General features: G+C 39.0%; 16 protein-coding genes and 1 rRNA gene (1 of these 17 only partly in view). 12 read left to right on the top strand and 5 right to left on the bottom strand.

The features are described from left to right. Positions 1-319 precede the first annotated feature (319 nt). Complete coding sequence (locus tag GA520_RS07820) at positions 320-2,188, top strand: GIY-YIG nuclease family protein (protein ID WP_163340938.1); 1,869 nt, start codon at positions 320-322, stop codon at positions 2,186-2,188. 387 nt (positions 2,189-2,575) lie between these two features. Next, on the top strand, positions 2,576-3,253 hold the full coding sequence (locus GA520_RS07815; RefSeq protein ID WP_163340937.1) for a toxin-antitoxin system YwqK family antitoxin: 678 nt from the start codon (positions 2,576-2,578) through the stop codon (positions 3,251-3,253). Between the two features lie 10 nt (positions 3,254-3,263). Here the strand turns inward: GA520_RS07815 and GA520_RS07810 are convergent, their stop codons facing one another. Then, positions 3,264-3,473: a hypothetical protein gene (locus GA520_RS07810; protein WP_163340935.1), complete on the bottom strand. Its 210-nt coding sequence runs from the start codon at positions 3,471-3,473 to the stop codon at positions 3,264-3,266. A gap of 642 nt (positions 3,474-4,115) precedes the next feature. Between GA520_RS07810 and GA520_RS07805 the strand changes: the two genes are divergently transcribed. The 9 genes from GA520_RS07805 to GA520_RS07765 all read left to right on the top strand — a co-directional run bounded on the left by GA520_RS07805 (position 4,116) and on the right by GA520_RS07765 (position 15,350). Further along, entirely contained in the window at positions 4,116-5,249 is a 1,134-nt protein-coding gene (locus tag GA520_RS07805; protein ID WP_163340933.1) for a hypothetical protein, read from the top strand. A 237-nt stretch (positions 5,250-5,486) separates the two neighbouring features. Beyond that, a complete protein-coding gene (locus tag GA520_RS07800) occupies positions 5,487-6,044 on the top strand; it encodes a recombinase family protein (RefSeq protein ID WP_163340932.1) in 558 nt (185 codons plus the stop codon). Between the two features lie 171 nt (positions 6,045-6,215). Beyond that, on the top strand, positions 6,216-7,577 hold the full coding sequence (locus GA520_RS07795; protein ID WP_163340931.1) for a HEPN domain-containing protein: 1,362 nt from the start codon (positions 6,216-6,218) through the stop codon (positions 7,575-7,577). Between the two features lie 207 nt (positions 7,578-7,784). Beyond that, positions 7,785-8,021: a ribbon-helix-helix protein, CopG family gene (locus GA520_RS07790; protein ID WP_163340929.1), complete on the top strand. Its 237-nt coding sequence runs from the start codon at positions 7,785-7,787 to the stop codon at positions 8,019-8,021. Between the two features lie 97 nt (positions 8,022-8,118). Beyond that, a complete protein-coding gene (locus tag GA520_RS07785; RefSeq protein WP_163340928.1) occupies positions 8,119-11,385 on the top strand; it encodes a hypothetical protein in 3,267 nt (1,088 codons plus the stop codon). A gap of 378 nt (positions 11,386-11,763) precedes the next feature. Then, positions 11,764-12,357, top strand: a complete 594-nt coding sequence (locus GA520_RS07780) for a hypothetical protein (RefSeq protein WP_163340926.1) — start codon at positions 11,764-11,766, stop codon at positions 12,355-12,357. 123 nt (positions 12,358-12,480) lie between these two features. Then, positions 12,481-13,083, top strand: coding sequence for a hypothetical protein (locus GA520_RS07775; protein WP_163340924.1), 603 nt, complete (start codon positions 12,481-12,483; stop codon positions 13,081-13,083). Next, positions 13,083-13,367, top strand: a complete 285-nt coding sequence (locus tag GA520_RS07770) for a hypothetical protein (RefSeq protein WP_163340922.1) — start codon at positions 13,083-13,085, stop codon at positions 13,365-13,367. The genes GA520_RS07775 and GA520_RS07770 overlap by 1 nt, the downstream gene beginning before the upstream one ends. 261 nt (positions 13,368-13,628) lie before the next feature. Continuing rightward, complete coding sequence (locus GA520_RS07765) at positions 13,629-15,350, top strand: DNA internalization-related competence protein ComEC/Rec2 (RefSeq protein WP_163340921.1); 1,722 nt, start codon at positions 13,629-13,631, stop codon at positions 15,348-15,350. Between the two features lie 12 nt (positions 15,351-15,362). Here the strand turns inward: GA520_RS07765 and GA520_RS07760 are convergent, their stop codons facing one another. The 4 genes from GA520_RS07760 to selA form a co-directional block, all read right to left on the bottom strand. Next, a complete protein-coding gene (locus tag GA520_RS07760) occupies positions 15,363-16,445 on the bottom strand; it encodes a type IV pilus twitching motility protein PilT (protein WP_163340919.1) in 1,083 nt (360 codons plus the stop codon). A 92-nt stretch (positions 16,446-16,537) separates the two neighbouring features. After that, positions 16,538-17,221 carry a TIGR00730 family Rossman fold protein gene (locus GA520_RS07755; protein WP_163340918.1) on the bottom strand — a complete coding sequence of 228 codons (684 nt, stop codon included), beginning with the start codon at positions 17,219-17,221 and terminating at the stop codon, positions 16,538-16,540. Between the two features lie 32 nt (positions 17,222-17,253). Then, the gene (locus GA520_RS07750) at positions 17,254-19,410 is read right to left on the bottom strand and encodes a lipopolysaccharide assembly protein LapB (protein ID WP_163340916.1); all 2,157 of its coding nucleotides are present in this window, start codon (positions 19,408-19,410) and stop codon (positions 17,254-17,256) included. An 18-nt stretch (positions 19,411-19,428) separates the two neighbouring features. Further along, positions 19,429-20,826: an L-seryl-tRNA(Sec) selenium transferase gene (selA, locus tag GA520_RS07745; RefSeq protein WP_163340914.1), complete on the bottom strand. Its 1,398-nt coding sequence runs from the start codon at positions 20,824-20,826 to the stop codon at positions 19,429-19,431. Between the two features lie 611 nt (positions 20,827-21,437). On the opposite strand from selA, the gene GA520_RS07740 reads away from it, so the two are divergent. Next, positions 21,438-21,984, top strand: a 16S ribosomal RNA gene (locus GA520_RS07740); it runs 1,000 nt beyond the window's last position.

The raw sequence follows: 21,984 nt of genomic DNA, 5'->3' as shown, positions 1-21,984 counted from the left end.
ATTATAAGCTGTCTGCATTTTGGAGAAGATAATAAATGCTAAAAGAGTGTTGATTCTTCTGTTAGCAATCATCATCTATGCTAGTGCTTTAAAAAAAGATACTTAGGTGAGTAAGGAATATGATGATTCATGTGTCCTACAGATTTGATTCACTTGTGCAAATGATTGTAACCCTATAAATAGTTTTTTTACAATTCATGCTAATCTATCGTTTTTCTATATATCTTCGATGAAAAGTATAAGCAAAGTAAAACAAGAAAGGATTAGATATGCATACAGACGTATAAATGAATAAAAAGAATATAGAAAGGAATTGTATATGTGGAATTTGAGAAACATTTTCACTAAACTGCTTTTAGCGAAGCAACACGGTGATAAGGATATTCATGAATCAAAAGGAAAATATAATCGCAATGAAGAGGAGGTGCTCAACTCTAAGGTAGAAGATATAAAATATGAGAATAGTATAGATGGAAAATACAATAAGGATCCAGAATCAATTGAACTGAACTACACTATAGACATTAAAAAGAAGATTCATTCTAGGTATTTATTAGTCGAAGATAAATTATCTGTTTTATATCAGGAAGTAAATAATAAAGTAGAAAGTGACATTAGCGAAGAGTTATCTGATAAATCGTTTGAAAGGGCATTCTGTCATATTGATAAATTTCTTGAGGAAATATACACTTCATCCGTAAGTATATTTATAGGATCTTTAAATTTTGTTATAAAAGATAATAGTTTTTTTAAAACCAACTTATGTCCTCTTGAGGAAATTTTAAATAGATATAAATCTGACAATGACAATTGTAAACATGTTGATTCAACTAAGTATGAAGAATTTGTTAAGAAAATAGAGAGTATAGATGCCAACAGGTTAATGATTGATGGTAAAGATGTTAAAAGTTTTTATCAGGACGCAGTTTTCGATAAATATTTCACGTGGTATTACAACACCAGCATAGAACTCCGAAAAAAAGTAGAGAAAGAATCTCTGTTATACATAGAATCAATAGAGTCACCTAAAGTTGGTATTAAACTGCAAAATTCAGATTACACCGCTAATGATACATCATTAAGAGGTGACCCTTTAGACGAAATCAGTGAAAATTTAACGATTGTGCAGGAGAAAGTAGGTGATATCTTATCAAAAGATCATGTTGGCAAAAATGAGTATGAAAGTATTATTAAACTATTAAGTGAAGGTTCTGATTTTATCTATAGTGCCTGTATTGGGACATTCGTTCAGTCATTTATAGCATCTTCGGAAAACGGTGCAATCTCTACTGAACAATATAAAAATATTGAATGGATAATTGTCAAATGGAAAAAATATGTAGTTGATGAGTTTGAACATGTAACATTAGATCAGTATAAGGATTTTATAGCTAACTTGAAAACAATAGATAGATGCGATTTTGAGTTCGCAGATAAAAATATATTTGAATTTTATGAAAGCGAGATATACGGACAATTCTTTAAAGACATTCATGACGCATATACAGAATTGGAAACAACTGTAAATGATCATTTTCAAAGCAATTATGTGGTCAGTCATTCTGAAAATGCTTCGACTGAGTATGTATACATTTTGAGCAATGAGTCTATGCCTGACATAGTTAAAGTAGGAAAGACAAATGATATCAAAAGAAGATTAAAAGAGTTGCAAAGTACTGGTGTTCCGACTCCTTTTAAAATAGAAAAGCTTTGGAGATGTAAAACTAGTCTGAACTATGAAAAATATTTACATGATAAATTAAATAATTATAGGATATCAAATAGCAGAGAATTTTTTCATTCAAAAATTTTGGATGAACTTGATGAAGAGCCTGATTCTTTAGAAATAGATTGGATAGAAATTGAAAAGAACAGGTTGGTTGAAAAATATTTAGAAGGTTACCCACTATACTGCATTAAATATAGTGACAAAAGTTTTGATTGCTTAGGAGATTACAATATTCAATTTTTCAAAAATCATATCACTAAAAAAGTCAGACATCTTGCCTCTCAATGTGATCAAATTAGAGATAGAATAAATACTAACCCTTCATCAAAAAACAACCTGGCACTTGAAGAAAAAATTAAACATTTATACTCAATAGGTGAAATGTATATGAATACATATAAAGAAGATACGCTTAAACAAATGGCAAAAGAAAAATATGGGTCAAACACTTGGTTCTAATATTACGATTACTATAAAGACAAAGTATAGCATTTATCTCTTGACACGAAACATCTATAAGTTTTTTTTATGCTCGTTGTGGTTCATCGCTTAATAGCTAAGAAGTGATTCGTAAAGGCGACGATCTTGTTAATCAGGTAAGCAATTTTACTGATTCTTCAGGATACGATATAATAAGATTCATAAACGAAAAGCTGTGAAAAATAAACTGATACAATGGCTTTGATGTCTGTGAGTAATGTGTTGGTTTTAAATCGTGGTAATGCTTAAATGGAACGTGATTGTAAGGTGTTGATATAACAATTCGTAAGTGTATTTTATGTTATATGTTCGCTTTATAGGTGAATTTATTTAGATTCTTTAAATTTTTTTGAAAAGGAAATTACTATGAAAGCTTTACAGGCTAGTATTCTAATCATATCTATATTCTTTTGTTTTAGTGCATTCGCTACTATTTTAGAAGTAAAAAAAGAGTTTTATGATTCTGGCGAGTTGAAAACTGAAACTCAATACATTGATGGCATAAAAAATGGTTTAGAAAGAAATTATAATAAAGATGGGTCCTTACAAAGAGAAACAACATTCATTGATGGGGAGAAGAGTGGCATAGATAAACTTTATAACGAAAATGGTTCGTTACTGAGTGTAACAAATTATAAAGATAATAAAAAAGATGGTTTGGAAAGAGATTATTATATAGGCGAAAACAAGATTATGGCAGAAACAACATACGTTGATGGCAAGAAAAATGGTACAAAAGTACTATATGATCTTGATGGAACGGTAATGATTGAAGAGAAATTCAAAAATGATGTACGAGATGGTATAACATTGACTTATTGGGGCGGTGGAGAGCTTGGTTCTGAATCGCTTTTCAAAGAAGGCAATCTTCTTTGGATAAATGAATACTACAGATCAGGGTTTCTAGAACGAGTAATTACATTTGAAAACAATAAGGCTGTTTCTGGTTATCTTTACACTGAAGATGGTAAAAAGAGAGAAATGACTAATGCGCATCTTCATAATACTAATAAGGAAATAGAACAATTTTTCAAAAATGAGTAGAAACATCGTCTTAGAGTCCAGTCATAGTATTCATTATTGGTAAGGCTTTATCTGAATCAAACGGGGAGACACTATTTGCAGTTGTTTGACTGGCGTTGTTGTTCACATCATGAGTGCTCGTTGGTGCATTAACTACAGAAGTGTTCGTCAAGTTAGATTTCTTCTCTTTAATGATGGCTTCTTGGTTCAAAAACTCTGTCTGCCTGTTCTTCTCTTTCATTCTATCCTAGTTTGTTGTAAACGGTCATGTTTGCACGGATTCTCATTTCATATCAAGTAGTTTCTGTTGCACGTCCACTGCAAAAATATACGTGTTATAAATCTCTAATATCTGGCTTGGTTGAAGCTCAGCGATTTTTTAGAAATCTTGATTTGATCATTCTTGAATATGTTGAAGTGTCTTTAAGGATACAGAACAGGTATTCAGGCAAGTATCTTAATAGCTAATGATGTGAGTCGTATTCATCTAGGGGCACGGAGTAGGACTATTGAAATTTATTTTGAGATACGCGAAGACGAGAGAGAAGAGGTCAATGAACAGATTTTTATCGAATTCTGTTCATTTTGAATGCTGAAAATGTCAGTTACAATCAGGTAGAAATTGAATCTCAAGTCTATGGAGTTACTCAGTCAAGAAATTATGAAATTAGAAGATTTATCTATATATTTCAGGCGATGGTTGATGTGAATAATTCACTTTATTGTATAGGAGCATATCTCACGACATATTAATTACTACAACGTGGTATTAAATGTTTGGTAAATTATTTTTGAAAATTAAAGATATTATCTTCTTTAGTGGTAGAGTCTTATTATTGAAATCTTAGATGCAGTTTAATAATCATTACTATGTGGGATAGATATGAAAAAATTATTTAGTGTTTGTGTGTTATCAAGCCTAGTTGCCATATCCACACAGGCTCAAGCTTTAAATCTGAATGATTTAAGCAATTTAGCAAGTAAAACAGTTGAAACTGTTAGTGGTTCTGTTCAATCTGCTGGGAATAATCTTAGTTGTGATGATGAAAAGAAAACGATTGAATCGCTTACTATGGAAAGAGATCAATACAAGAAAACATATGAAAGGTATGTCAAGAACACACAGAAAGAAATTGCTGAGAAAGATAAAGAGATAAATTCTTTAAAAATAAATCTAAGCAAAATGAATAAATATAAAAGTTCTGCATCGTCAAAAGATAACGAAATATCACAAAAGAATAAGGAGATTTCTGAATTAAAAGATAAACTATCGAAGATGATGGCAGTCAATAACTCGCAAATTAAAAGTGTTAAACAATCTCAGACAAAGCAAAATGAGAAAAATGATCAAAATATTGACACCGCTGTAAATCATGTTGAATCTGAAACAATCAAAACAAAAGAAGCTAAAGGAAACCAACAAACAGGACTAGATGAATACAGAGCAAAAAAGGCAGAATATAGAGCTAAAAAGCAGAAGGAAAGTGAAGATAAGGCGAGGGCAGCGAGAGAAAAGCTAGATGCTGAATTCAAGAGTACTCAAGAAAAAAATTCCTCATATGCTAAGTATGAAAAACTTTTAGTTAAAGGTTATAAGAATATAAAATTTGGAATGGGAGTTAAAGAGTTAAGAGAAGTGTGCTCAGATTCCTATTATAATCATGGGGTCTCAAATTTGCATAAATGTTTTGAAGAGCCAAAAAGTGTTTCTGTAAAAATTAGTGATGATGATGAAGTTATAAAGATTAGCAAATTTATTGGTTCCTATACACAAGTAGAATTCAAAAAAGTACATAATGCACTATCTAAAAAGTATAATTTGTTTAGTCAAATATCTGATATTGAACGGCAAGACTTTAACGCAAATAGAACCAGTGAGGTTGCTAACCTTTATGCAAAAGGTCAGGTGAAGCTCTCTATTACACGATTTTCTGGTTCGTCAGGAATGGTAATGGGAATTGACTATTATGCTGTACCAAAAAAGAAAGACGAAAGCATTAGTTTAGATGAGATTTAGATGGTTTAGAATATAATATGATATCGATTTGACAGTAATGAGATGATGGGTAATCGAGGTGTAACATGTCTTTTGATATCGTCAAAGTAAAACAAGGTACACATTGATTGACATCTGCATGACGTAAGTTATTGAATGTAAAACAATTGTCGTTCGTTATTGTTTGACAGTAGTGTAAGTTTCTTCTATAACATTGTTATACAGGCTTTCTAAAAAAAAGTCTTAAGAGGAAACATCATGTCAAAGCAAAACGGTAAGCAGATCGGTTACATCAGAGTATCTTCAATCACTCAGAACACAGAACGTCAGTTGGCAGATGTCAGGCTTGACAAAGTATTTGAAGACAAGGTTTCAGCGAAAGACACAAAGAGGGATGGTCTTCAATCTTGTCTTGAGTACTTGAGAGAGGATGATGTTCTTCATGTTCATTCTATAGATCGGTTGGCAAGGAATCTTGCTGATCTTCAAAAGCTGGTAGGCGATCTGATCGATCAAAGAATCACTGTTCATTTTCATAAAGAGAATCTGATCTTCAACGGCTCGGATGATGCTTTCGCTAAATTGATGTTACAAATGCTTGGTGCTTTCTCTGAATTTGAAAGAAATCTTATTAGAGAGCGACAGCGAGAAGGAATAGCAATGGCAAAGAAAGCTGGAAAGCAGCTTGGTCGGAGAGCGTCATTGAACAAAGAACAGATCAATGAAGTAAAGCACATGATCAAGGCAGGGTTCAGCAAAAGCAAGATCGCAGAAAGGTTCGGTGTCAGTCGGCAGACAATCTACAATGTAATGTAATATTTGATTCGTTAAGGGCAGTATTAAGAGCTGTTTCTCATTTTTGAGATTCAGCTTTTTTTTGGCTACAAAGTCAGATAACGTTAGTAGTTCGGGGTCATAAGGATTGCTGAAGCATGCTAGGTTTAGTCGATAGTTATTATCAACATTTTTAATATGATGGAGACTGAAATGACATATAAATTGGTGAAAAGCTATAGCTTTGAAGGTAGTTGGTCTTTCAGTACAAATGATGATAATTGGTTTTCAGGTGTGCTTCTGTATGATATTGATAAAAGAATTATTAAATTAAGAATGTGGGGTAATGGAGATTACAAAAAACAAATTAATTTTTATAACGATTCAGTTGTTGGTTATACTACAAATGGCAGGAAAGTAACTCTTTTAAATTGCATTGTCAAAAGTACAAAACGGATAGGGAATAAAGCTGAAAAATACAATGTTTCTAATGTGATAACAGTAACGGCTAACACGATACTTATAGGTGGTCACTATTATAATCGCAGTCGTATTGGATTCAGTAAAATCAGTCTACAATATAACGAATTACACGATTTCGTCAAAAAAACTGGTATAGATGGAGATTATGATTCCGAATCTGGTCGTTACACATTATGGCATGATAAAATAAATGACATTGTTTTATTAGATAGCGAATCCTTAACTATCGCTATTAAAACCAGAGCAAATGTTCAAGGTTCATTAGTTTTAGCTTCTTCCATGTCATTAGAGCAGATACAAGAGGTTTATTTCGAGTTTGGCGTTGAAAACGATATGGATAAATTGCGTAATGAAATTAATTCGTTAACATACTTTCTCAGCTTTTCGTTAAACAACTTCGTACATCTGGAACAGATTATCTTTAATCATGAAGAGCTACATGATGAACGTCGTGATGATATATATCAGTTAAATCTGGATAATGTTAAGAAATATGGGAAAAAGTATCCACACAATAAACATCTTATCGGAATTGATGATATTGAACGAAATAGTACGCTGTATCATTTGTGGAGGGAGAATTATTTTTCCAAAGAAGATGCATTTCATAGATTTTTCAAAACTGTCTACAATGATAGAGATTTTTTGGATGAAAAATTCATTAAACTGATGAGAGCTTTCGAGGATTATCATCGATTGACTGTTCATTTTGATCAGAAAAAGATAATTGCTGATGGGAAGAAAAAAGGACAGTTAAGAGATATTTTTTTGAGAGAAAGAATTGAGGATGTATGTTTCGAATTTTCTGATATCGTTAGGCGTATTTTTGATTTTAATGATGATGAACAAAATAGAATTATTAAACTGATTGTTGGTACGAGGAACAAAGATATTCATGGCGGGAATTCTGATGAGTACAATTGTATTAAAGATTCTCAAAGCTATTTCCCTGTTAATGATCTTGTTATCTCTCTATTGTCATTAATGATATTGAAAGATATCGGTTTCGAAAAGGAGAGTGTAATTGAAATGGCTTGGGACATAAATAGTTATTATGAGTTAATAGGTTATGATTGGAAGAATGTAAAATAGGCTTCATTAAAGACAATCTTAGAGTCGACTCTTATTTTCTTGAGGGTCGGTTTTTTTTTGCTTTTTCACAGGACAACAGAACTAACAACGGGTGACGCAGGATAGAAAAATCTCAAAGGGTCACCACAGGCATACTTTTTTCTGAATGTATAAATAGATATACAAAAGATATACGAATATCAAAATATACAGTCAGGGAGTTAAAAAATGTCAAAGAAACTTGGTCGTAAGCGGTTGAATTATCACAAATACATCTTGAGAGCTGATCAAAATCAAATTTCGGCTCTTGATGAATTGGCTAATCTACGAGATACAACAAGGGCGCAGCTTCTCAGGGACGCTATTAGCAAATATCTACGAACAGAATACAGAAAAGAGATTCAGGAGAAAGAAGAATACAAGAAGACAATGGAAAATTTAAAAATGTCTTTAATAGGATGGTGATTTTGATTTGCAGGAACTTGAACAAATTTGAAGAGACACACGAAAACACTGTGTCTCTTCTTTCAAAGCAATATAGAAGTTACTCAGGATAGGGAAAATGGAAAAATTGAACAGCTCTGAGAATGCTGTTTGTAATGATATTTATACAACTTTTACGCACTACATTGATCGTGAAAATGCTCAAAAAAAATCAGTATGGCTAGATGAAAATGGGAAACTAGCTAGCAGTAATGTCTATCATGAAAATCCTACTTATGAAGGATTCGCTCATAAGACAAGAATCTCATTTGACGAATTTTCTTCATTCCTCAAATCTGAGGTGACAGAGAATTCGTTCATCATGCCGACAGTCTTTGATGGAAAGGCAAACTCTATCAAGGCAATGACAAATTCTGGATTTGAAGCTGATGGGTTTGATGTCATCTCACGGGAACAGAATCATTTTCATTTTGGTGATTCAGAAATTTTAGCAGTTTTCGATGTCGATTTTCCTGCGAAGGATGCTCTTGGCTATTGTGAGAATGAAAATTTGATTGCTGATACATGTAAAGGTGTAGCAGATCAGCTTAGAAGAGCTGTTAAGGAACTTTCACATGTAAGAATGGTAGTAAAGCAAAGTTCTAATGGATTTTTGTATAACGGTGATAAAGAGGTAAGCGGTGCAAGATATCATGTGTTTGTTCCAGTCAGGTCAAAGAAGGATTTGCTCTACTTCTCTGATGAACTGTTTAAGAAGTTGATTCTTGCAGGTCTTGGTTGGGTGAAAATTATTCGCTCTGGAGATCCTGTTATCGAGACATTCATTGATAAAAACATGTTCAAGGATGCTCAAGCTCTGTTTGTCAACTTGGCATCGATCAAAGATGAACGAATCACACAGGTTGATAAAGGGATCTACGACACTCTTGATGGTGGGTATTTTGTTGCAGGAGATGAGTTTACGGATTCTGAAAAGGCAAAGTACGAAGAGATTATTGTTCACTACAAGGCACAGTGTTCTGAAAAATGTGAAAAGAAGAGAAAGGAATGGTTGAAACGTCGATTGGAGTCAAAAGGGATAAAAGCAACTGCGTCAGCACTGGAAAAGGAAGAAAAAAAGTGTAAACGGCTAATCGACAATCAGGAAGCTCATGGTGATCAGATAGTTAAGTTTCATAACGGGGACATTCTTACTGTTCAGGAATTGTTGAAACAGCAGGAGAAATATCACAAAAAGTATTGTTGGGACTTGATCGACCAGGACGATACTCAGAAGGCAATGTTCTTTAAGGAGACAAGAGACTGTGCTGCAAACATCTTCTCTCATGCACACGGAGGAAAGCAATACACATTCAGTCACTACTTCGCTCGTCACAACAAAAAATTGACTGATGAATCTGCAAGTATCTCTGCTGATGAGTATGCTAACTTATTCAGGTATTGCACAAAGGAGGATGGGCGGAACAAAATACTTAAATCGTTGATAGCAGTTTTTAGTAACAAAAGCGATGGCGTTCGAAAATACATCACTGCATCGGCAGGATTTGGAAAGACTCAAATCTGTTTAGACATCATTGCAGGACTCTTCATTGATCAGTTTAAAGGCGTTGAGCAAGCGCTGAAGTTCAAGGATGTTCGAATTGACTACTTTGTTGGCAATCATGATCTCGCTGATGAGATGGTTAAAAGATGGAACGAGATTGTTGAGAAGAGAATCAGCAAAGAGGATGACAGCATAAAGGGTGAGTTGAGGAAACGGCTGACTGCAAAACATATTCGAGGAAGAGAACATCTATGTCAGCACTCAGTTGTTAAAAATCTTAAAGACAAAAGCATAGTTGATAAAAATTTCTGTAAAGGTTTTGGGTTCAATGCGGTTGGCAATGCAGATAAATTTCGAATCGGTAAGGCGTGTGATCATCTTGAAAATTGTGAGTACTTGCAACAGAGAAATGAGGCAAGTTGTGATGATGTGATACATTTCATGGTGCACGATTATTTGTTCACAGAAGTCTACATGGACAAGCGTGATGCTAATGTTTTGATCGTGGATGAGGATATAATCAACAGTAAAATTCTCGATGACAGTAACAGTATGGTCATTCAAAAAGGCAATTATAGCTTTTCTGATAAGATCATCGAGCAATGCGAAAATGGAATTTCTGTTTATGAAGCTGTTCAGTTAAATCGGGAGGAGCTTCAGAGAAAGATCGCTGAGAAACTAGGAGAATTGGAGGGCATTAAAAGAGGAAATAGCAGTTTAGAAGAAATCACTAAGATGATTAGTGATCGAAATGAGCTAAGGCAATTCATAAGTGCTCTCAAAACACTCTCTGAGATTACGAAAGAACAACGTAATATATGGTATTTGGAATCAGAAAAGTGCTTAAAAATCAGTAAAATGGCATCGTTTCGAGCAGAAATTCGAAACAAGGCAATGCTGTTTCTGGATGGTACTGGTTCTGAAGCTGTTATTAAGAAATCTTTGGGTTGTGATACTGAAGTAGTCGACATCAAAGTGAAGACTGCTGATTCTTTAAAAGTGGTGCAAAACGTTTCACAGAATTTTGCAAAGAGCAATTTCGACTATAACTGGAACAAGTACGATGTCGTGAATCAGAATGTTGATGAAGTCGTAAAACGCATCGGAAATTTTTGTACTGAGCAGGACGGGATAATCACTTACGCGATTCTTGAAGGAAAGTTAGAGAAAAAGGTCGACAACAAAATTCTGCACTTCGGAAAGCTGAGAGGGACAGATGTTTTTGAAGATCGTTCTAAGATTTTGATAATTGGTAGATACAAGCTGAGTGATGAAGCGATCGAAAGCATGTCTCGAATGCTTTTCTGGGATGAGTCTGATTTGAGTTTTGAAAAGCAGTATGAGAAAACGTATTACTATATGAAGGATGGACAGCATAAAGGCTGTTGGGCGAGGGGCTACAAAGATTCTCGTGTTAGAGAGTTGCAGTATCATATTGAAGAAGCTGAGATGTTACAGGCAATTGGTCGTATTCGCGGAATTCACTCTAAAATGAGTAAGACTGTTGAAATATGGACAAAGGAGGCATTTCGAATTGAGCTTGATGAGATTGTGGAAGCTGGTGAAGAGAATGTGCTTGAGTCAGTTGTTCAGGAGTATGGCATTTTGAAGTACAAAGACAATGCGGAGATTGAAAGGTTGTCGGGCTTGAAGGTTAATCAATTCAGAAATGTCAAAGACAAAGAGTCAGATGCATTTAAGGTGCTTCTACTGAAAGTGAAAAACATTTCTAGAGGGCGTAATCAGGACGTTGCTTTTTTTATCGCTAACTCAATTGAAGAACAGGACTACGACTTGTATCTTCGGAAAATCGGATATGAATACAGAGGGATGGTTAGCTAGGTTTTGGAACGGCTTGCGTACGGAAACTAGACAAGGTGGTGTGGTGTCACATAATGCATTTACTATATAATATTATATTATATAGAGAATGCAAAACGAGACAGTAAGGTTGAATTCAATAGAGCGAACGCAGTTCGCGATATTCTGGTCGAACGAAGTGAGGACAGTATGTTTTAAGTCGTATTGATTTGTAATTTCTTTTCTGCATGTATGTCTGTGGAAAACGTGAAGCGAGTATCGGACTTTCTGTCTGCTACTCGCTTTTTTGTTTTGGAGAATCAAGGGTTCACAGATCACTTATCTACAAAGAACATAAATATATGTAACAGATAGATATTACAACGAAACACATAGCATCAAAAAACGGAAGACAAGGAAATGGAAAACAAAGACATCGTAATAGAAATGGATGATGTGATCTCAAGAAGGCAAAGCAAGGTCAAGTTTCGCAAGGAAGAACGATTGGCATTACACAACAGGTTGGAAAGATATTCTGATGACGAGAATAAGAGAGTTCTCGAAGAATCATCTACAGACTGTGGCGTTTCTATGGCTGGGGCTATTCTTCTAATGAAAAAACGACAACGGATTTCAGATTCAGTAGATGAGGTCGATCTGTTCAGTGAGCTAATCGAGGTATCATTGATTGCAAGGACACTGCAGAAGGAAGACGCTCAAATCTATCTTCAGGATGTTATCAGTGAATACACGAAGAGTGAAAACGGTAAGAAGTTTAGTGATGTTGTACTTGAGCTTGATGTAGCATCTGAAAAACGTATCTGGGAAGGCAAAGTAGGAAAGGCTGTAATTTCAGGTCTGTTCATGAAAATGCGCTCAAAGCTGAAATCAGCGAAGAAAGATGAAGACAAGTTCAAGGCTCTGGCTGACATGATCGCTCTTTCTGCAATGTTCAATTACGACACTGTTCAGGATGTCTTCAAGAAGATCAGAAAAGAAGAACGCAATTCATAGTTCATCTTGGCACAAAAAAAGCAGATCGGACAATCAGTCTTTTCTGCTTTTGATGTAATAAATTAATTTTCAAGATACATACTTATTTATGCATCTTTTAAAAGCAATAAAGGAAGCTAATCAATGGATAACAAAACGAATTTCATAGAAACAGGACGGTTTACTCTATCAAAAGAAGAGTTTATGGCATTGACAGAAAAAGAAAGAATCGAGTTCTACTTAGCTGCTACACAAATTCTTCAATGTATGGAGATGGTTGAAGAGATTACAGCATGGAAGAGGAATAACATAACAGACAAACAAAGTGAATCGCTTGCTTCGGCGGCTTTGACAATAGCTGAAGCTCTAAATTCTGGTGAAAAGGCTGATATTCGCAATCTTAGTGAATCTGAAATCATAGAAGGGAAAGAGCTTGTGAATGAGGTTCTTGATAGTGAACATTACTCTGAGTTCAAGAGATGGAGGACAATCGGAATTGATAAAGGCTATCTCTCTGAAACTTACGAGAAATCGCTTGAGGTCAATTCATACAATGAACGGGGCATCGTTTACGATCAGCTAATGGAGATTTACAAAGACATCTCTTCAGGAAATGGCCTTAACTCACAAGATCATCAAGACATTAGACGTAGAAAAGCTGAATTTGCTGATCACAACAACGCTCAAATGGCTGCGTATGTTGAGTATATGAGAAGTTCTAAGCATACGATGTCAGGAGTTGAGTAATGAAAGACAGAACAACATCACAGATGATCGGGCAACAAATAGACTTGAGCTTGATCAAGGACATCAACGATTCTGACTTGTGGGCGCTGGTATATTCTTACTTCTTCAAAATCATGGCTCTTCGTGTTGAAGACAGAGGAGAAAAAATAAATTCTGGGTACGTTGAACAGCAATGGGAATTCTTCAAAGAAACAGGAGTAATTTCTTTTAGAAAATCAGATGAACAGAAGGTTAAGGATCTGGTTACTGAATTGAAGACAGAAATAAGATTGAATTTCTCATAAGACATCAGGAATTCATTGAAGGAATCATGCTCAGTGCTCGTTTTTGAGCACTGAAATTATTCTGAATGTATTGATATACAAATTGCGAATGTTCAACAGAGAAGCACTCAGAGCATTTCTAAGTATTTCAAACACTTCAGGGCGAGTTCGCTCTCTCACATATATTGGCACGTTTGTTGTTTCGATCTGCATTCGTGCTTTTTTGTGGCTTATCAGGATGTTAAGTGTGTGTCAAAATAACATTACATAGCTATATCCGGAATGCACCTTACACTCATAGGACTCTTTCTCTACCTCTTTCTCTATTGGTTACTCAGACGATCAGAATATCTAATTCTGATATTTCCCGTCAGGAAACTAGCTATACTGCTCAGCCTGCCTCCGCTACTATGTTACAGTTTTCTCGCCGGACTGGGCAGTCCGGCTGTCAGGGCCTGCATAATGGCCCTCGTTGTAGGATTTGCCTTTTGTACCGACAGGGTTAAATCCACACCAAATCTGCTCTCCCTGGCTGCCGTCACTCTCTTGGTCGTTTCACCACAAAAGCTATTCACCGCCTCCTTCCAGCTTTCCTTCACAGCGGTTGCTTCAATTGCTATCTTCGCTCCGCTTATCAGAGACATACACAACTCTTCCAATCCAAAAGAAGGGAGTCTTTTTCAAATAACATATCGTGGCATAGTTGCGTGGATTATAACCGGAATTCTCGTTTCATCAGCTGCAGTGGCTGGGACAGCTCCATTAATTTTATACCATTTCAACAGGTTTCCCATTGCAGGCCCCATAACCAACCTGCTTGTTGAACCACTCATTTGTTTTTTTGCACTCCCCCTCGGCTTCCTCTCCCTGATTTTTATGGAGATGTTACCACAACTAAGCGTATTTCTACTTCAAATCGGGGGCTCATTCATTACTATCGCGAATAGCATTACAGCATGGATAAGCGCACTCCCGTATACTGAAGTGTGGTTGCCACAACCTTCCTGCCTCAATATTCTCTGTTATTACACCCTGCTCCTTTTTACACCCATACTCATACTTTTAGGGTGTGCTGGCAGGGCAGCAGCTCTCCTTCTGTTTACAATCTCACTGGCCGTGCTGCTTGTCCCCGATTTACTTCGCCTAACAAGGGTACAACCACTGCCTACAATAACTTTTCTTGATGTTGGCCAGGGCAGTGCTACTATAATCAGAACACGGGACGGAAAAGCACTCCTGATTGACGGAGGAGGCTCATCCTCTCTCTCACCATCGGTTGGCGAGAGGATAATAGCACCTTACTTATGGAAGATGGGAGTTACAAAACTACATGGCATTATTATCACTCACCCCGACGCTGATCATTACAACGGTCTGCCTTTTCTTATCTGTCACTTTTCACCAGAATTTGTCTGGACGAGCACTCTCTCTGAAACAGAACCGGGCTATCGCCAATTATTAAAGCTTTGCAGCAAGCGTAAAATTCCCGTACACCTGGTACAGCAAGGCGAACAAATCGAGTACGGAGACACAACTGTAACATGCCTTGTGAACAGCCGTCGCCCACCATACAACTGTGAAAACAGTAACAGTGGCCTGGTCCTGCAGGTGCAATTAAATGCCCTTACCATTCTTTTTCCTGGCGACATTGAAAAGGAGGTGGAACAACAGATTGTGGAGCACGACACACCGTTACAAAGCGATATTATCCTTGCTCCCCATCACGGTTCTGCCACCTCAAGCAGCAGGAAATTCATAAACACAGTGAATCCATCAACTATTATAGTATCCGCAGGTAAATCGAGAAAAAACATCTATCCTTCAGAGAAACTGCTTAGCTACTGTCAACAAAACGATGTTGCTCTCTATGCAACCCATACAGACGGCGCCATATGGGTCGAGGTGGATAATAAAAAGAAAAAATTATACAGGTTTGGGGATATGCAGGCAAACCCTCTGCTCCGTCCTCCTCAGGACAGGATAGCGGAGCAGGAGTTCGATTGATAAAGGCAGGGATTATACCTCTGTGAAATCTGAAGGCGGCTTTCGCAGGTATTTGGCAAATTTGGCCTTCTCTACACAGTTCGAGTAAGCATCATCCGGACTGATCATCTTCTTGTCGAGATATTCAAGAATCGCATCGTCCAGGGTCTGCATACCAAATTTTTTACCCGTCTGCATCGTTGACAACAGCTGGTAGGTCTTGGCATCACGAATAAGGTTTCGAACAGCTGGGGTGGCAATCAGGATTTCAAGGGCCGCAACCCTGCCCTTAATATCAACACGCTTAAACAGAGTCTGTGAAACGACCGCACGTAAGGCATCCGCCAAGGTCGAGCGTACCTGACCCTGCTGATTGGCCGGAAATATTTCAATTATACGATCAACTGTTTTCATGGCGTTGATGGTATGCAGGGTACCGAATACGAGGTGACCGGTCATGGCCGCCTCCATGGCAAGAGAGATGGTTTCAAGATCACGCATCTCACCAACCATGATAATGTCCGGATCCTCACGCAGCGCCCCTCTCAACGCAGCCGAAAAGCTCTTGGTATGGGTATGAACCTCGCGATGATTAACGATCGATTTTTGGCTGCGGTGAACGAATTCGATAGGATCTTCTACAGTAAGAATATGATCCTTTCTGGTTTTATTAGCTTCGTCTACTACGGCTGCCAAAGTTGTGGACTTACCGGACCCCGTCGGGCCGGTGACCAGCACCAAGCCTTTAGGAAGCTGAGCCAACCTGGGAACAACCTTGGGCAAACCCAACTGTTCACAGGTCATGATCTCACTTGGGATCTCACGAAAAACTGCGCCGACTCCATATTTCTGCTGAAAGTAATTGCAACGATAACGGGCAAGACCTGGAATTTCATAACCAAAATCGATATCGCCCGTTTCCTCGAAGTCCTTGATCTTTTCTTCAGGACAGATTTCATATAACATTGAGCGTAACTCGTCGTTTTCCATCTCCTTGAATTTGACACGCTCCATGTCGCCGCGTATGCGCAGGAGGGGCTGCTGGCCTGCCACCATATGAAGATCGGAAGCACCTTCATCATTCATCAACTTAAAAAACGCATCAATCTGAGCCATAACCCTCCCTCATTTATTACACGAACTGCCCTGTTTCCGGCTCTCAAAACCAGACTCTCCAGGAACTGTTGACACCGCACTTCTGCATAAATTTACACTATAACAGCTTTCCTAATATAATTCACCACTTCGCTGCTATCGTCAAGTATTTGAAACAGTGACGTATCTTCACTACTTATGTTACCATACCCGAGAAGTTTATCTTCAATCCAATCGACAAGTCCAGACCAAAATTCACTCCCTACAAGGACAATGGGAAAAGGCTTTATCCTCTGTGTCTGAATCAGGGTAAGACTTTCAAACAACTCATCCAGCGAACCGAACCCTCCCGGCATACAAATAAATCCCATGGAATACTTCATAAACATGACCTTGCGCACAAAGAAATATTTGAAATCTAAAGGGAAATTCGTATATGGATTGGGTTTTTGCTCGTGGGGCAGACTGATATTAAGACCGATGGAAACTCCACCTGCCTCCATGGCGCCTTTATTAGCAGCCTCCATAATGCCGGGCCCACCGCCGGTAATCACCCCGTATCCTGATTCAGCAAGTTCCCGAGCTATAGACACTGTCAGTTTGTAATATTTATCATCTTCCGGGGTGCGGGCTGAGCCATAGATGGTAACAGCAGGGACATCAACCGCAGACATGGCGTCAAAACCATCGACAAACTCCGACATGATTCTAAACATTCGCCAGCTATCACCGACTACAGTATTATCAAGGACATATTTAGGCTCCCTTCTGATCCGTCGCCTCTCGGTAAATGTCATTTCTCACCAACTGTTAAAGATTGCATGATCCCTTACTGCAGGGTTCTGTAAAGCTCTTCAGCTTCTTTATAATAACTGCTGGATAGCGGATATTTAAACAGAACCTCCTGGGCCCATTTTTTAGCTTTTACTGTTTGCCCAAGCCCGATATACGTCTGAACCTTAAGCAGGTGCACACTTCCTTTCTCAATCATTTTTCCATTACAGTGATTCAACGTACGCAAGACCTCACGGTACATCCCACTTTTCAGCTGTACCTCTGCCAGCCTGAACCTGAGCACAGGATTATCGGGAGAGAGTTCTACACTCTTTTTCGCCAGGGAAAGCGCAATGTCATCACCCTCGCCCTGATCACTGATTGCGGTACCGAGTAATCCCATAGCCTCTGCATCAAACTCATTATGCTGCAACGCCCGCTGCAGCCAGACCATCGCTTCCTTCCCTTCTCCAGTGCCGAGATAGGCTTCACCGAGATACCTGAACACTTTGCTGTGCTGGACAACAGGAACCTGCTGCTGCCATTGCCTGAGGGCGATAAGAGAGTCCTGATACCTGCCGACACTGCAATACAGTAGTCCCAGTTGAAGAGTGAGATCCTTTTGCACGTGGAGGCTTTCTTCACTCTCATCGCAGTATTGCCCGGCAGACTCAAAATAGCGAATTGCCTCTTCGCTGTTGCCATGCTGCTGGGCACCAAGACCAAGATTGTAAAGAGCCATATAATCCCTCTCGTCAATCTCCAGTACACGTTCAAATGTCTGCCTGGCAAGTACATTTCTGTTAAGTAACGCATATGCTACACCAAGACTGTTCAGCAGATTGATATCATTACAATCGCACACCAGCCCTCTTTTATACTCAGCAACGGCTTTGGGAAGATCACCATCACTAAAATAGACGTCCCCACTTACATTCAGGCTCAAGGCCTCAAACAGGACCATATGCCCGGGACCAAAAAATGCGGCATGCAGAAGTGCTTTCTGAACATTTCTTAGCGTTTCAGACCTGTTAAAATCACTGTACGGATAGGATGTTATTCCACCATATACCCCCTCAACTCCTTCCACTACCCGAATACGGTTGAGTAGCTCCTCGGCATAATCCATCGCCTCATCAGGCCCATAACCGGAAAGATAGAGAAATACCGACGTATCATCATCGATAATACAATACACACCATCTCCACCGACCATGGTGAGCACATCCGTCACATCTATATCGCGTGGAAGCGGGCTCAACTTTATAAGGCAAAAACGTCTATCCCTCTTACTGATCCGCTGCAGCTTCCGTAAGACCGTATTTGACGCAGGCCGTAGAGGATGAATATCACTAAACATCAACCTGGTATAGTCACAAAAACTAAACGGCCCCCTGCGCGCCGCCGCCTTGAGTGCAGTCCAGGCATTATCCAGCATGCTGCCACAGCTGGCAGTATCGTCACCCAGGTCGGGTAACATCTCCTGACTCCGAATAGTTCCGATGTGGACCTTAGAAAATCCCTCTTTTTTCAGGTGTTGCACTAAACCTGAGCTCAAATGTTCAAAAACAAAGCCAGCATTTCCCTTAACCAACATTGCAAACACTGACTGACCGAGATGATGCAGTAAAATTCGACTGTCGGAATAGACGGACAAGGCTGCAGCGGCCTGCTGTACATTGCGAAAAGCATCCCCTTTCATCCGCCTGGGCAAGACGAGTTCTACCAGCAGCAGGCCGATATCAGCATCCCCACCATCTTCCAATGCTCTAAATAGATGGAGACTGTTCAGCAATCCTGTTTCAGGATCCTGAAACTGTTTCTTGACCTCAAGAAACTCAAGTTCAATAGACTCACGTACATCGAAAAGCCAATCGTCGGCAACCCTCTCTAGCAATACGGAATCCACCTTTGGAATAACCGCAGCGATAAATGCATTGTGCCCAAGTTGAAACCCCAGCAGAATCGTATCACCGACAACAGTTGCCAGTTTCCCCCCGTTTTTCATATTGTCGAAAACACCAGTCACCTTTTTAATAAAGTTGGCATTTTTAAATATTTTTGTAAACGGTGTGCTATCTTCAACAAAAACAACTGAGGCGACAGCGGGAATGGCATCAGAAACAATGTGAGAATACGATCCGCTAAATCTCAGAAAATCCTTCTTCTCAAGTTTTTCAATGTGTGTCTTAAACGGGAAAATTTCACTCATAAATCGACTCAATAATGCTTACGAAAAAAAGGAGATAATAGCAGCACTCAAACCGACGACCTCCTCATCCTGAATTGTTCGGACATCAAGTACATATCGCTCATTCTCAACCCTGCCAATAATAGGTATCTCAAGGTGTCGAAACGAATCTTCAAGACTATGGAGAGAATATTCATGCGGCTTGAGGATAACACCATAGCTGGGTAAATTACAGTCAGGCATCGCTCCGCCTCCAACTTTCGAGTCGACCGGCAACACCTGGACATCACACATACCATTGAGATGTTGTTTAATTCTCCTCGATATTCTTTGCGCTCTTTTTTTGAGTTCACTGATATCAACAGTCAACATTTTCAAGGTAGGAATCTGCTGTAACGCCTTGGGAATGTCATAGTATATACGCAGTACTGCCTCAAGAGAGGCAAGGGTAAACTTATCGATCCGCAGGGCCCTGTTCAAGGGGTTCTTCTTAATTTGACTTATAATATCCTTCGCGCCAACTATGATACCTGCCTGTGGGCCACCCAGTAGCTTATCCCCGCTAAAAGTAACCACGTCAATTCCTGCCTTGACCACCTCCTGAACTGTGGGTTCCTTGACTAGGCCAAACCTGGAAAGATCAAGAAGAGAGCCACTACCGAGATCCTCCATGGTAATAAGACTATCTTCCCTTGCCAGTTGAACCATTTCTTCCGGAGAGACATCGGATGTAAAACCTAAAATTTTGAAATTTGAGGTGTGAACCCTCAACAACATGGCCGTCTCATCAGTAATGGCAGCTTTATAATCTTTTACGTGAGTCCTGTTTGTTGCACCTACTTCAACAAGGTGTGCACCGCTCTTGGCCATAACATCGGGGATACGAAATGAGCCACCAATCTCAACGAGCTGCCCTCTTGAAACAATAACTTCTTTACCCTTGGCAAAGGTATCAAGGACGAGCATAACTGCTGCTGCATTGTTATTAACAACCAAGGCAGCTTCGGCACCTGTAAGGTCGCAGATTATTTCTTCAACCAGACTGTACCGTGTACCTCTTTTTCCCGTTCGGAGGTCAAATTCCAGGTTAGAATAGGAGCTTCCAGCACGACTCAATTGATGAACAGCATCTGAAGGCAGCAAGGACCTGCCAAGATTTGTATGAATAACGACTCCGGTGCAGTTATAGACACACTTCAGGTTGTAGTCGTACTTTTCATTTATTGTATCGATGAACAACTCATCCCATTCGTCATTGCTCAGGGATATACGGCTTTCCGGATTTTCAAGTATGGCAAGTCTCTCCTGATCTATGCATTTTTGGATACATTTTTTCACCACAAATTGTGGAACGGTCCCGCTGAGTTGGGCGAGAATACGATTGAGGCACTCGTCTACTTTAGGGAGTGAACGTAAAAGTGTTTTCTTTTTTTCCATGAAATAAACTATAATAAAAGAATAGATAAGTGAGAGATTAGTTCCCTCGTGGTTTGGCATTCCATTCGCTGGCTGGTCATTTATATTCCAGGCACAAGGCTTTGACTGTTAATATCACGCGATAATAATACTTTTCATCTCACCGCGATAGTTTTTTTGATCTCGGCGTATAATTCTATTGACAGGTCCCCAACGATCCTGTAATTTGCCGCGGTCTTTTCGACGTGACCAAGTGTTGAATAACCATGAGTTACTCACCCGGTCACTTAAAAGACAACAATAAAGAAAACGATTGACAATGTTCAATCGATACTTTATGTTGCACGGCCCGCTGGGCAGCGTCAAAAACGCACGGCGGACAAAATAAGCTGTTGACACAATCCTGGCGATTGATTAGAATAAACAGCTCGTCGCGGACATTACGCCGCGCCGCAGTTCTTCGTGAGCTGCAGGTAAACGATCCTTGAAAACTGAATAACAACCAAATAAGCAAACGGGCCCAACGTGAATTTTAATTCACATTGAGCAAGTTTTCGTAATTCAAGTAAACGAGCTCATATATATTTAAGCACTATATATGTAACCTGTTCATTGAACAGGTCTAGGATATCAAACTGGAGAGTTTGATCCTGGCTCAGAACGAACGCTGGCGGCGTGCTTAACACATGCAAGTCGAACGCGAAAGTTTTCTTCGGAAAGCGAGTAGAGTGGCGCACGGGTGAGTAACGCGTAAGTAATCTACCCTGGCATCCGGGATAACCCACCGAAAGGTGTGCTAATACCGGATACGTTGATTTATCAAGAAAGGTGGCCTCTTCATGAAAGCTACTGTGCCGGGAGGAGCTTGCGTACCATTAGCTAGTTGGTGGGGTAATGGCCTACCAAGGCAACGATGGTTAGCGGGTCTGAGAGGATGATCCGCCACACTGGAACTGAAACACGGACCAGACTCCTACGGGAGGCAGCAGTGAGGAATATTGCGCAATGGGGGAAACCCTGACGCAGCGACGCCGCGTGGATGATGAAGGCCTTCGGGTCGTAAAATCCTGTCAGATGGGAAGAAATGCTATATGTCTAATATATGTATAGTTTGACGGTACCATCAAAGGAAGCACCGGCTAACTCCGTGCCAGCAGCCGCGGTAATACGGAGGGTGCA

Origin of the sequence: Desulfopila sp. IMCC35008 (genome assembly GCF_010646885.2) — a bacterium.
Lineage (GTDB): Bacteria > Desulfobacterota > Desulfobulbia > Desulfobulbales > Desulfocapsaceae > Desulfopila.
The sequence above is the reverse complement of the archived record's forward strand: the minus strand, read 5'-3'. Positions and strand labels throughout refer to the sequence as shown.